We start from the raw sequence: 12,435 nt of genomic DNA on the forward strand, positions 1-12,435 counted from the left end.
AGTGCAGCATCAGGGGGATTGAGATAGATCCCAGTTATGTCGCGGACCTTTTCGGTAAAGGCCGGATCGGTACTGATGTTGAAGTATCCCAAGACATGGGGCTTGAGGCCAAAGGTTCTCCAGATACGTGAGATGCTCGCTGGTGATACCCCGATCCGCTTGGACATTGAAGACGTCGACCACTGGGTAGCAAGCGGGGGCTCTTCTTCCAAAGTGATCCTTAGAATCTCGGCGATCTTTTCGTCATCAATGCTTCTCGGTTTTCCACTTCTCGGTGCGTCATCGAGAAGTTCCACTCCGTAGTTGATAAAACGCCGCTTCCATTTGCATACCGTCTCTGTAGATATCTGAAGTCTTTGCGCGATCTCGTTGGTTCCAACCCCTTCGTTACTCCATAGGGCAATGCTGGCCCTTGCCACCTGTCCTATGGGAGCTGTGGACTTTCTTACCACTGCTTCTAATTCGCTACGTTCTTTGGGACTGAGCGGAACCACCGAAGCTTGTCGTCCAGATCTCTTCTTGGGCGGCTTGCTCTGGTTGGCATCAATGTTTGGCTCCTCTGAAACGGTGTGACTTTGCATCGTTCTCCCTTGCAAGGTTATGTCCTTACCAAGGAGAACAACCTTACGAAGGGATTAATTCCTCAGTTTCAGGGAAATTATGAGAGGGGACACTAGTGCTTTAGAGTGTTTGATAGTCACCTTTGACGATTTCCTAAGTCCACTCATCTACAGCTATACCAGCGTTAAGACAGTAGATCTCCATAGCTTTAACCTGTGATACCAGGTCATCTTTTTGCCCTGAACCACTCACTCGGCGCTAGACGACCGTGACCCGACTAACAGGAGCGCCGCCCAGCATAGCTCGTACATCAGACTCATCGAAGTAGCGATGCCCGCTAGGGAGCCTTTTGGGCGTGATCTTGCCCTCTTGCTCCCATCGCCGTACCGTACTTGGACTACGCCCAATCCGTCGTGCGAACTCACCAATGCTGTAAGTATTAGCCATTACAGTTAAGTAAAGCAAGTGTTGGATTAAAAAGTGTCAACTGTTGTTTGCTCCCAAATACCTCAAGACATACCTAATATAGGTTTTTTCTTTGGATCTATCACAGCCACATCGATAGCGCCTGAAAATTGCTCTCAGCTTAGAACTAGAATACACCCATCCGTAGTGGTGGAGCTGCAGAGTCGAGGGCGATCCAGACTAAATGAAAAAAGACTGTGCCTGAATCAAAATATCAAAGAATACGGCTAATCTATCAAGCCAAGAAACAGCCTTTAGTGCATTATTGAATAATAAGAGGTTCCAAAATCCATGTCTCCAGGAAAATCACGATCCCACCAACCTGTGGAATCCAAACCCCAAATATCTCCATTTGATAAATTATATTTAGATCAAGTTGGCCCATCGTTTTAGTCCAACAAACAAGTAATACAAACCTTGTCAATTCCTAGAAAACTATTTAAATGCATTATTACCCTTCCCTTAGCGCCCAATTGACTTCTTCAGGAGCTGAAAGAGTTCTTAGCGGAGCTGACAAATGATCAAGCAATGGTTTTCAAAGACCACGACGCTCAAACGAACGATTACCATTTTCGTGTTAGCCTCACTTGTCATATCGGGACCAATTGCCATTGCGCACTCAATATGGTCTCCAAGCAAAACAGCCGTGACCACAAAGACGTCCAATAGGTCCAAGACTACGACAACCACCGCTAAAGAGACAAGAAAGACTATCGCTAGCCTCAAGGCACAATTCCCAACCTTATCTCCGGGATCGCTATATTCAGCGTCGATCGCAGCCGAGAACCGAAAGCCTGGTACTACAAGTTGGAGAATCACGGGCAACCCAATACCAGGGCAAATCGAAGGTTTTGCATCTTCCACCTTTGCTAGAGTCGGCGATACCTTACCCTTTTACATCTCTACCATTTCACCCTCCTATTCAATAGTGGCTTACCGAATGGGCTGGTACCAGGGAAACCTAGCGAGACTGATTTGGAAATCTGGGACCCTTCCAGGCCATCTACAGCCACAGTGTCCAATACTTGCTCCAACAAATACCGTGGAATGCTCGAACTGGAGTCAAAGCATCAAGATTCACATATCAAAGGCGTTTATTCCGGGAGACTATCTCTTCAAATTGATAGCATCAAATGGCCAACAGCAGTACATTCCCCTAACTGTAGTAGACCCAACTTCCAATGGGGCAATTGTAGTCATAAACGCCGTAAGCACTTGGCAGGCCTATAACAATTACGGCGGCTATTCCCTCTACCATGGACCCAATGGAGCAAATGCGACCAGGGCTACGAAGGTCTCCTTCGATCGGCCATACGCCTTCGATTTTGGCTTAGGAGGAGGAGACTTTCTCGGAAACGAGCTACCCCTAGTTGCATTTGCCGAAAAATTAGGGCTCAACGTTACCTACGTAAACTCGGTGTATCTCCAGATGCATCCTTCATTGATCCTAAATCACAACGCAGCGGTAAGCCTAGGTCACGACGAGTACTACTCGGTCACAATGCGAGATGCTCTCCAGAATGGAGTCAATAACGGAAGAAGCATTCTATTTCTGGGGGCCAACGCAATCTTTAGGAGGATTCGTTTCGAGCCCTCTCCTATGGGTCAAGATCGGATAGAAGTAAACTATCGAAACCCTTATCAAGACCCACTATTTGGAAAGAACAACGCCAGAGTCACAGCCAATTGGCCTGCATTCCCTGATGCGAATAATGAAAGTTCTTTGATCGGCCTACAATACGAGTGCAACCCTGTTAACGCGCCTCTCGTCGTAACGGATCCATCGTCGTGGATCTTCAGCGGCACCAACGCGTATCTCGGCTTTAAGGTACCTTCGTTAGTAGGACCGGAATTCGACCAATATATTCCTTATTCCCCGCATCCGTCTAACCTTCAGATTCTCGCGCACTCTCCACTTCTATGTCGAAATGTCCCGTATTTTTCGGATATGTCATATTACAGCACTCCTACCGGTGGAGGCGTATTCGCAACGGGCACTAACTACTGGGTGGTTTCACTGATGGGCGGATGTCCTTCGTTTACTGGACCGTGTCCAGATCCATTTACCCAAACTGTCACCGCCAACGTGCTAAAGGCGTTTGGATCGGGCGGAGTTGGAATCATTCACCCATCGATTCCAAATGCCAACTCAATCTACTACAATCCCCCCTTCCCAGCATTGACTCCGGTTCCTCCAATCATCTCAGCACCCACCACAACCAAACCACCCACTCCGTGTTCAACCGGCCCCAAATCCCAGGTCACATCGACCACGAGTGGTTCTAAAACAACTTCGTCTACGACAACGACTCTTTGTCCAACTGCTACCACCTCTCCATCTGCTACCAGTACCACAACTGCTACAGTGACGCCAGGGTAGAACTCGGTTGGCATGGGCAAAATTTTAAAGCAGATAAAACCGCGGGTAAACCCCTTGGTGCTAGCAACATCGGATAAGAACGATGCCAACTGGACCAGACCTGCGGGGTGTCGTTGGAGTGGTTTCCTTAGTTACTTCAATATCGGTGGAACCACCTATCCGAGCGCATGCCACCACCGTATCGCGGTGGATATCAAGACCAGCGACTCTGTCTCTAATCTGTTTCATTGTGCTAACCGCACTAATTGTTTATTAGTGGAGGTTGTTGGGATCAGGCCAAGGTAAAGCGGATTCTGGAGTACGTGCTCGTAGCGACATTCTTTGGTCCTCAACGGTCCACCACCAAACTTATAACGCGCTCATGGCTGCAAGAAAGGACGGTGACTACTCCCGAGGGCCTTCATCACTAGCATTACATGCTTCAGCGGTGTTGCCAACGTCATAAGAACTTTTATCGGATTTACCGGAATACTCAGCGAGGATGGCGTAACGGCCGGACCCTGAGAGGTCGAGGAAGTTTTCAGGCACTGTGAATGAGCTCTTGATGAGCCGTCGGAGCCAGCAAATCATCGAGCCAGGCAGACATCTGGAGTCGGCCTCCCAATAATCGCGTCAACTCTTCGAAAGACAGTTGTCGCGCGACCTTCTCGACAATCTCAGGCGTCACTTCACGTCGACCCAGATAGTGAGCCGATACCTCAAGCAAGACAAAAGCAGAACCTGAGCGAAGATCTTGGTCCACGACTTGAATCCAACAAAAGGGCCTCAAGAATAGAAACTGGGATCTAAAAGATCTTGTAGTCTCTTATCGGATTCTATCAAAGCCAGCTTTTTCTTGCCAGCCCCAAATAAGGCTGATTCAGGAGAGGCTCGGACATCTCGCAGAATCACACTCGCTAGTTGCAACCGCGACACTTTCCAATTCTTCAATCGGGCGATCAACAAAAATGGTGAGTATGTCCAAATCGGCTTCATCATACTTAGATAGAAAGTAACGACGAACTCCATTAACGTGGGTTGGAGCAGCCTCATTCAACTTATCAAATCCCAATGGTGTAATAGTTGCGTTCATTCCTCTGCGATCAGTAGGACAAGTCGTCTTTTCGACAAACCCAGCAGCAACCATATGTTCAAGCCGGCGAGTCAACCCCGAACGGGAGACAAAACAGGCGTTCGCCAAAGCGGACATCCGCATCGTTCCACCTAATGCTTCAGATAGATGTACAAGCACTTCGTACTCAGCCAATGATATCGAATGCGCCGCTACTAGGTCTGCATCGAGTCTCGACATAAGCAAAGCGTTCAACGTCAGAAATTTACGCCATGCATTTTGCTCACGTTGATTCAACCAAATACCTTCATTTAACATTTTCTCTCATTTATTCTAAACATTACGGAATTATTTGCGCACGCAACTATGTTGAAAGGTACAACTATATGATAGTCAACACCGAAAGGAACCATTAAATGTCTGCAATAACAAGTTCCGCAGAATTAGGCCTCAAGGAAGGGACCTGGACAATCGACCCAGCCCACTCCTCTATCGAATTCGTCGTAAAGCACCTTGTTGTCTCAAAAGTACGAGGACGATTCAACGAATTTGCAGGAACCATCACCGTCGCATCCAACCTCCTCGATTCCGCGGTAAATGCTACCATTGCAACAAACAGCATCTTTACTGGACAAGAGATGCGCGATAACCATCTCAAGTCTGGAGAATTCCTCGACGCCGAGGCGAACCCACAGATCACCTTCGACTCGACATCTATCGTCGCCAATGGTGACTCTTACACCTTGAACGGGGATCTATCAATACATGGCGTAACCAAGGGCGTAGCGCTTGACCTTGAATTCAACGGTATCGCTTCACATCCAATGGGGGGAAATCGGGCTGCATTCACCGCCACGACAACCATCTCTCGCAAAGACTTCAACATGGAGTACAATGCACCTCTAGAGACCGGCGGAATGCTCCTAAGCGACAAAATTACAATAGAACTCGAAATTCAAGCCTCAGCTCCAGAAGCCTAGACCTAAAAAGTCCAAATCTGGGAAATCCAGCACGAACTTTGTAACCCATCAAGTTGCGACCAAATCAACTAAAAATGGTCGCAGCTTGCAGGCTCAATATCGTTCAGCCGTTGTCCAAAAAACTAAAAGCGCGAGATCGGCCACAGTCGTGGCGGATCTCGCGCTTTTTTATACCTTCAATATCCAAAGACTAACCTTAGGCGTCAGAGTTGCCAAAGCTCAATCTGTCCTGGTTCGAATGACCATAGTTCAAGAGAGTGAGCCATGCCCTAAGCGACAAACCTATACCCGCAATGACCCCTTGGACTAGTTGGCCCTACCAATTGGAAGAACGAGTAGAAACTAGACTTGGCAAGAGTTAGATTTACCCTGGACCCACCGAAAATTTAGCCGATCAACTTTGATTTTGGCATAGAAAAGGTGCTCTGAACTGGTAGAATGATGTTTGAAGACACTTCAAATCTATCAGTTTAAGGAGCACCTTTTAGATGCGAGCATCTGCTAGTGCTTTAGAGTGTTTGATAGTCACCTTTGACGATTCGAACGCAGTTTCCAACAGTGGGTTGATACTTCCTATCACCCTTGCTGAGAGACTTGGCCTTAGGGATCTCTTTGATTTACACATTGACCTAGAGGATCGTCCTGGACGAGCAAATGTTGGCAGAAGAGCTATGGCTATCGTCGCATCTATTTTGGCCGGTGGTGATTGCATTGATGACACTGCAATCCTTGAAAGCCCAAATGCGCAAGTGATTCTTGGTCAGATAATGCCAGCACCTTCTGCTCTTGGTGTCTTCTTGCGTAGTTTTGAGACCAGTGACATCGCAGATGTTGAACGAGTTGCAGCTTTGTTGCTAAAACGAGCATGGCTAGCTGGAGTAGGTCCAGGTGATGAGTCACTCACCATTGATGTTGATTCCACAATATGTCAGGTATATGGAAACAAAAAAGAAGGAGCTTACTTTGGTTATACCAAAGTAAGGGGGTATCACCCACTAGTAGCAGCTGTTGGTAAAACAGGCCACCTTCCAGCCATCGAGATCTGCCGCAAGAATCCCATGTTCTCGGAGGTAGGTGCCAAGTTCGAGCTCGGTCATGGATTCGGTTCTAACAACAATCTCGTACTTTGCCTTGAACGAGAGCGTAAGCGACGGATTCGCAGATGCGGAGAACTTGCCAATGTCACCAGTTTGCTTCAGTGACGCGTTCTGGGTGTAGAGCGTATTGAGTGGAATTCCTTCAGCATTAGAAAGCTCGGTAATAGCACCCTCTGGAGCGTTTCCACCATCGCCTAGCTCTAAGAGCTTCCTCAGCACTCGTTCCTTTTGTTCTCTTGGGTATACCTTTTTCATGACTCCTCTATCCTCGCCCTATATATGACTGTAGTAGATTTTCCGGCACGGACTCTGAGGGCTGGGGGTACGAAGAACAAAGCCTACTCCCTTGACACCTAAGGTCAGAGTCAAGCCTACTCCAGGGTCTCAGCTGGCACTATTTAGTGATTATGACTATCACGCATTTATAACCGATCGACAAGGCGAAACGCTTTTTCTTGAGGCTGATCACCGAGCACATGCCCAGATCGAACTAGTCATCAAGGATCTCAAAGGAGGTTCGGGATGGAATCATGTTCCATCTGGATACATGATCGCTAATGCCGTCTGGTTAGCTCTGGTTTGGTTAGTTATTTGTGCAACTGCACACAACCTGGCACGGTGCAATTGCAGACAATCTGGCACGGTGCAATTGCAGACAATCTGGCACGGTGCAATTGCAGACAATCTGGCGCGGTGCAATTGCACGCAACCTGGCACGGTTCACTGCACGAATAGGTGCTATTGCAGAAACTGTTATCACCACACCAAAGCTTCGACGGTGTTACTTTCAGATCGCAGGACATATCACTCGTTCAGCTAGAAAAGTGAAACTGCATCTTGAAGAATACTGGCCCTATAGGGATAAGTTCTTAGAGGCTCTTGATCGGATCAGAAAGTTTGAGATCGCCATCACCTGAACATCTGGTTACCTAACACACTGAATATTACTTGAAGGAACTGCTCTAGAAGACAAGGGATTAGGTCACTATACCCAAAATGAGATTTCACAATCTCAAAAATGACCAAAAAGGCTCAACCACAAAGGAAATAGGTCATATTTGGCACTCTGAAACCAGATTTAAGCCATAGACCCTCCGTCAAACCTAAATCAGTTCCAAAAAACCGACTTGAAGTCACACCGAGGGGCTCAAGCTGGTCCATTTCCGTGGATTCAGGATTAGTAATTTCTGGTGCTGGCGGAGCGTCGAAGAGGCTAATTGCAACATCGACGGTCATCCGTCCAGTGATAGATGGGTCTGACCTGCGACGAGGTTGGTGAGTCCGTCGAGTCCCAGAAGTTGGATGGCGGCCGTTTCGACGTCAAATGCAGTCTTCTCAGTCATAGCGAATCGCAACAGTTCGTATTTAACGTTAAGACCAGTTGACCTGATAGCACGGATGCGTTCGAGCTTGTCGGTAACTTGTTCGTGGTCGAGGGCGTCCCTGGTGTGAGCAAAAACTCGATTACCTTTGCCCTTGCCAACATAAAAGATCTGTCCGTCACGGTGGGTCTGAGAGGAGGTACACGTATCAAACTAGGCGCTCTGGTACATATGACGAGAAGCCATCCAACAACAATGCTTCGCCCTCATTGTCGCCATCGACCGTACTCAAGTCGCCCCCCCTCTTCAGCTTGTCCTTGGCCGATCATAATGTCATAATGGCCACCAAGACCGAAAAAGACAGCCAGACACTTCACAACTTCGCAATCGTGTTTCATTACTTACATCTTGCCGGTAATACGGTTTTATTCACTGAATTGAAAGATCGAAAAACGCTGGAATAACATCGGGGGATATGGAATAATCTGTTGAGTTCGAAATAACTTTTTTCAAATTTCAAGACACGGTTTGCCGTAAAACTCTTCTCAACGAACGATGTTCGATATACACTGTGTCTGACCAACCGATGGGAATGGCTTAACGTGATGGAAAGAGCCCATATACCATGCTTGGAGCAATTTGATAATTGACACCCTTTTCTATCCCTGTTATATTGGAACCCCGGTGGGCGTAAACAATTAGCGAAGGGGAACTGATGATGCGAAGAGTGGGTTTTGTTCCGTTGATTGCGCTTGGACTCGTTATGAGTGCCTGCGGTGGATCATCCGCCTCTAGCGCGTCACCATCGGGATCATCTACTGCGGCGGCCTCCACGGCGCAGCATGCAAGTGGTGTAACTACCACGAGTACTACACAGGCTCCGAATGTCAAATCCATGCTTCTTTCTGTTTCCGATCTACCTTCGGGTTGGTCGGTGGACAACTCCTCGCAATCATCAACAAACAAGACTTGTTATACAAATCCTCTAAAACAGCTTGCATCGAATTCCTACGCAAATATCAATTTCGCAAAGGATGGAAGTCTTCCTGAGTTAGTTGAAGAAATTGTATCCGTTAGTTCGGGACCTCAAGCTTTCGGAAAAATAACGTCAACACTTAACTCGTGTAAGAATTTTACGGAATCAATTCAGGGCCAAGCGGTAACTGGCGCCGGGGCTCAGACTGCTAACGGGTCCATGGGCGCTATGTCCGCGCCGAAATATGGTGATCAAAGTGCCGCTTATGACGCGACTATATCATCGCACGGGATTTCCTTAAATCAAGGATTTGTAGTTGTTCAGAAAGGCAACATTCTTATTCTCGTGGCTCTTGCCAATATCGGGTCCCTCAACTCAGCAACCCTGCAGCAGCTTGCGACTATTGCGGTAGGGAAGATCCCAAGCTAGCACGGATTGGATTGCCAATGGGTGCGACCGAGTTATGGCGGCATATTACGGGTTTTCATGGTGCCTTGGTGGGATTTTACGTAGTATGGAAGTCGACACCTTAACTACACATCGGCCTTATGTGTGGTCTGTTTGGCTCTTTCCACATGAACTCCGGTAGCTGGGATGCACTGGTGTTGCCGGTTCATGTGTCTGCTCCTAGACCGAACATACGACTGAATTTGGCCCAAATCTCTATCTCTACCTGGGTAAGTTTTTGTTCGGGCTAAGAATGTAGGCACTAAATTGCTTGACAACTCTAGTGGCGTCTGCTATGCTATCTCGCCTGGCCCGTCGCGGTAGAGGGGTTCATGTACATACGACTCGTCGCAACTACAAGGACAAGGTCTATGAGACCCATCTCCTTCGAAGGTCTTATCGCGAAGATGGTAAGGTCAAGAATGAGACCTTGGCCAATCTCTGCCATCTTTCTTCTGTAACGATTGAACTTATTCGTGAATCATTAGCTGGTAAAAGCCACGTGGTAGCAGGAGAGGAATTTGAGATAGAGAGATCTCTATTTCATGGCCATGTTGGGGCAATAGCTGCAATGGCCAACAAGTTGAAGCTTGCATCTCTATTGAGTCCAGAATCCAAAGAGCGAGATATCATCCTCGCACTTGTAATAGCAAGAGCGACAAGTCCTTCTTCTAAGCTTGGATTCACCGAAAATTTAGCCGCTCAACTTTGATTTAGACATAGAAAGGGTGCTCTGAACGCGTGGAATGATGTTTGAATACAATTCAAATCTATCAGCTCAAGGAGCACCTTTTAGATGCGAGCATCTGCTAGTGCTTTAGAGTGTTTGATAGTCACCTTTGACGATTCGAACGCAGTTTCCAACAGTGGGTTAATACTCCCTATCACCCTTGCTGAGAGACTTGGCCTTAGGGATCTCTTTGATTCTCACATTGACCTAGAGGATCGTCCTGGACGAGCAAATGTTGGCAGAAAAGCTATGGCTATCGTCGCATCTATTTTGGCCGGTGGTGATTGCATTGATGACACTGCAATCCTTCGAAGCCCAAATGCACAAGTTATCCTTGGTCAGATAATGCCAGCACCATCCACTCTTGGTGTCTTCTTGCGTAGTTTTGAGACCAGTGACATCGCAGATGTTGAACGAGTTGCAGCTTTGTTGCTAAAACGAGCATGGCTAGCTGGAGCAGGTCCAGGTGATGAGCCGCTCACCATTGATGTTGATTCCACAATATGTCAGGTATATGGAAACAAAAAAGAAGGAGCTTACTTTGGTTATACCAAAGTAAGGGGGTATCACCCGCTAGTAGCAGCAGTTGGTAAAACAGGTGACATTCTTGGAATAGTGACACGTGAAGGCAACGCCAATACCGCTCGTGGTGCCGGGGAGTTTGTAACTCAGGTAATCAACAATGCCAGAGCCGCTGGAGCAACTGGTGAAATAACCATGCGTTTTGACTCTGGGTTCTTCTCAAGAGCCGTAAGAGACGCAGCTAGTGCGGGCGATGTTCGCATTTGCATTACAACACGGATGTCAAAACGATTGAAGCAGGTTATTGCAGCCATACCAGAAGAAACATGGACTTCAGTTCCTTATTGGCTTGAAGGTGGAGCTGATGTAGCAGAAGTGAAATACCGTCAAAAACAGTAAATATTGCGCATTTGCAAGAGATAGACAAGACGTTCGTCTTATCGTAGGAAGAACAAAGCCTACTCCAGGGTCTCAGCTGGCACTATTTAGTGACTATGACTATCACGCATTTATTACCGATCGACAAGGCGAAACGCTTTTCCTTGAGGCTGATCACCGAGCACATGCCCAGATCGAACTAGTCATCAAGGATCTCAAAGGAGGTTCTAGATGGAATCATGTTCCATCTAGATACATGAACGCTAATGCCGTTTGGTTGGCTCTGGTCTGGTTAGCCATTGGTGCAATTGCACACAACCTGGCACGGTGCAATTGCACACAATCTGACACGGTGCAATTGCACACAATCTGACACGGTGCAACTGCACAAATAGGTGCTATTGCAGAAACTGTAATAACCACACCAAAGCTTCGACGGTGTTACTTTCAGATCGCAGGACATATCACTCGTTCAGCTAGAAAAGTAATACTCCATCTTGAAGAACACTGGCACTATAAGGATAAGTTCTTAGAGGCTCTTGATCGGATCAGAAAGTTTGAGATCGCCATCACCTGAACATCTGGTTACCTAACACACTGAATATTACTTGAAGGAACTGCGCTAGAAGACAAGGGATTAGGTCACTATGGCCAAAATGAGATTTCAGAATCTCAAAAATGACCAAAAGGCTCAATCACAAAGCGAATAGGTCTTATTTGGCACTCTGAAACCAGATTTAAGCCATAGACCCTCCGTCAAACCTAAATCAGTTCCGAAAAACCGACTCAGAGTCACACTGAGGGGCTCAAGCTGGTCCATTTCTGTGGATTCGGGATTAGGAGTTACATCTCGCTCTGAGTAGCAGATCAAAAAGCTACTTCTTAGATGGCTGATAAAAAGGATTTAGCCCTGAAAGGTGATCCGTTACATCTACAATCTGCTTAATGGATGGAAGGGCATCCTTTATTGCCACTTCAATACCTTGAGAAAGAGTGACTGAAGCCATTCCACACCCTTGGCAACCACCTGAAAGGCGCAAATACGCTATCTCGCCATTTACGCCAACCAGGTCAGCTCGACCACCATGGCTTGCAATTGCCGGGTTAATTTCATCCTGTAAAATTGCAATAATAGCACGAGCATCGTCGGAGTCTAGAGTTGCATCCGCAAACCCCTCTGGAGCGGGCGCCGTGGACGTAGGGGAGTTAGGGGAGTTAGGGTTGACTATCACCAAACCGCCATCTTCGCCAACTTCCATACGGCTCCCGCGCAAGCTTGCGATGCTCTTCGAAGGAATCACCACTGTTATCCCTGGTGCTATCTCCTCTATCGCATCATTGCGGTCAGCGTCTGAAATCGCTTGAAAATAGACGTCGTAATTGTAAGTAGAACCATTGGTACCTGCAATTTCAACCCACAATGCAAGTAAACTTGGATCAGCCTCCTCGGCTGCAACGGATGCAACTAGTTCCTGAGCCTCAGGTGTCAGATCCAAAACCATCTCGTCCACGGATTTCCCGCCTTT

The 12,435-nt window shown here is 47.3% G+C and carries 12 protein-coding genes and 1 pseudogene; 7 read left to right on the plus strand and 6 right to left on the minus strand.

Translation table 11 applies throughout. The features are described from left to right. On the minus strand, window positions 1–581 hold a 581-nt coding region (locus tag AXFE_RS10190), incomplete at its 3' end, for a helix-turn-helix domain-containing protein (protein ID WP_152626022.1). Between the two features lie 139 nt (window positions 582–720). Next, a pseudogene (locus AXFE_RS19355) lies at window positions 721–1,008 on the minus strand (IS607 family transposase); the annotation flags it as partial. A gap of 535 nt (window positions 1,009–1,543) precedes the next feature. Here AXFE_RS19355 and AXFE_RS10195 point away from each other — a divergent pair. After that, the gene (locus tag AXFE_RS10195; protein ID WP_052605756.1) at window positions 1,544–3,406 is read left to right on the plus strand and encodes a N,N-dimethylformamidase beta subunit family domain-containing protein; all 1,863 of its coding nucleotides are present in this window, start codon (window positions 1,544–1,546) and stop codon (window positions 3,404–3,406) included. Between the two features lie 520 nt (window positions 3,407–3,926). Here the strand turns inward: AXFE_RS10195 and AXFE_RS10200 are convergent. Together AXFE_RS10200 and AXFE_RS10205 are read right to left on the minus strand one after the other, a co-directional pair. Continuing rightward, on the minus strand, window positions 3,927–4,148 hold the full coding sequence (locus tag AXFE_RS10200) for a hypothetical protein (protein WP_052605757.1): 222 nt from the start codon (window positions 4,146–4,148) through the stop codon (window positions 3,927–3,929). A gap of 117 nt (window positions 4,149–4,265) precedes the next feature. Further along, a complete protein-coding gene (locus AXFE_RS10205) occupies window positions 4,266–4,775 on the minus strand; it encodes a MarR family winged helix-turn-helix transcriptional regulator (protein WP_082058660.1) in 510 nt (169 codons plus the stop codon). 98 nt (window positions 4,776–4,873) lie between these two features. On the opposite strand from AXFE_RS10205, the gene AXFE_RS10210 reads away from it, so the two are divergent. From AXFE_RS10210 to AXFE_RS10225, 3 genes are all read left to right on the plus strand, one after another. After that, window positions 4,874–5,437: a YceI family protein gene (locus AXFE_RS10210; protein ID WP_052605759.1), complete on the plus strand. Its 564-nt coding sequence runs from the start codon at window positions 4,874–4,876 to the stop codon at window positions 5,435–5,437. 488 nt (window positions 5,438–5,925) lie between these two features. Continuing rightward, window positions 5,926–6,639, plus strand: a complete 714-nt coding sequence (locus tag AXFE_RS10220) for a transposase (protein ID WP_052605761.1) — start codon at window positions 5,926–5,928, stop codon at window positions 6,637–6,639. Between the two features lie 488 nt (window positions 6,640–7,127). Then, window positions 7,128–7,451: a transposase gene (locus AXFE_RS10225; RefSeq protein ID WP_152626023.1), complete on the plus strand. Its 324-nt coding sequence runs from the start codon at window positions 7,128–7,130 to the stop codon at window positions 7,449–7,451. A 315-nt stretch (window positions 7,452–7,766) separates the two neighbouring features. Here the strand turns inward: AXFE_RS10225 and AXFE_RS21485 are convergent, their stop codons facing one another. Further along, the gene (locus tag AXFE_RS21485) at window positions 7,767–8,027 is read right to left on the minus strand and encodes an LEM-3-like GIY-YIG domain-containing protein (protein ID WP_407071683.1); all 261 of its coding nucleotides are present in this window, start codon (window positions 8,025–8,027) and stop codon (window positions 7,767–7,769) included. A 544-nt stretch (window positions 8,028–8,571) separates the two neighbouring features. On the opposite strand from AXFE_RS21485, the gene AXFE_RS10235 reads away from it, so the two are divergent. The 3 genes from AXFE_RS10235 (at window position 8,572) to AXFE_RS10245 (ending at window position 10,930) form a co-directional block, all read left to right on the plus strand. Beyond that, on the plus strand, window positions 8,572–9,261 hold the full coding sequence (locus tag AXFE_RS10235) for a hypothetical protein (protein ID WP_052605764.1): 690 nt from the start codon (window positions 8,572–8,574) through the stop codon (window positions 9,259–9,261). 289 nt (window positions 9,262–9,550) lie between these two features. After that, window positions 9,551–9,991, plus strand: a complete 441-nt coding sequence (locus AXFE_RS10240) for a hypothetical protein (protein ID WP_152626024.1) — start codon at window positions 9,551–9,553, stop codon at window positions 9,989–9,991. Between the two features lie 84 nt (window positions 9,992–10,075). Next, window positions 10,076–10,930 carry an IS1380 family transposase gene (locus tag AXFE_RS10245; RefSeq protein WP_052605766.1) on the plus strand — a complete coding sequence of 285 codons (855 nt, stop codon included), beginning with the start codon at window positions 10,076–10,078 and terminating at the stop codon, window positions 10,928–10,930. A gap of 854 nt (window positions 10,931–11,784) precedes the next feature. On the opposite strand, the gene AXFE_RS10250 is transcribed toward AXFE_RS10245, so the two are convergent. Next, a complete protein-coding gene (locus tag AXFE_RS10250) occupies window positions 11,785–12,411 on the minus strand; it encodes a NifU family protein (protein ID WP_235347750.1) in 627 nt (208 codons plus the stop codon). Window positions 12,412–12,435: the final 24 nt, after the last annotated feature.

This window comes from Acidithrix ferrooxidans (genome assembly GCF_000949295.1).
Taxonomy (GTDB): domain Bacteria; phylum Actinomycetota; class Acidimicrobiia; order Acidimicrobiales; family Acidimicrobiaceae; genus Acidithrix; species Acidithrix ferrooxidans.

What these genes read in the sequence shown, in the direction of transcription:
- AXFE_RS10195 (WP_052605756.1), top strand. Translation starts at nt 1,544, where the DNA reads ATGATCAAGCAATGGTTTTCAAAGACCACGACGCTCAAACGAACGATT.
- AXFE_RS10205 (WP_082058660.1), bottom strand. Translation starts at nt 4,775, where the DNA reads ATGTTAAATGAAGGTATTTGGTTGAATCAACGTGAGCAAAATGCATGG.
- AXFE_RS10210 (WP_052605759.1), top strand. Translation starts at nt 4,874, where the DNA reads ATGTCTGCAATAACAAGTTCCGCAGAATTAGGCCTCAAGGAAGGGACC.
- AXFE_RS10220 (WP_052605761.1), top strand. Translation starts at nt 5,926, where the DNA reads ATGCGAGCATCTGCTAGTGCTTTAGAGTGTTTGATAGTCACCTTTGAC.
- AXFE_RS10235 (WP_052605764.1), top strand. Translation starts at nt 8,572, where the DNA reads ATGATGCGAAGAGTGGGTTTTGTTCCGTTGATTGCGCTTGGACTCGTT.
- AXFE_RS10245 (WP_052605766.1), top strand. Translation starts at nt 10,076, where the DNA reads ATGCGAGCATCTGCTAGTGCTTTAGAGTGTTTGATAGTCACCTTTGAC.
- AXFE_RS10250 (WP_235347750.1), bottom strand. Translation starts at nt 12,411, where the DNA reads ATGGTTTTGGATCTGACACCTGAGGCTCAGGAACTAGTTGCATCCGTT.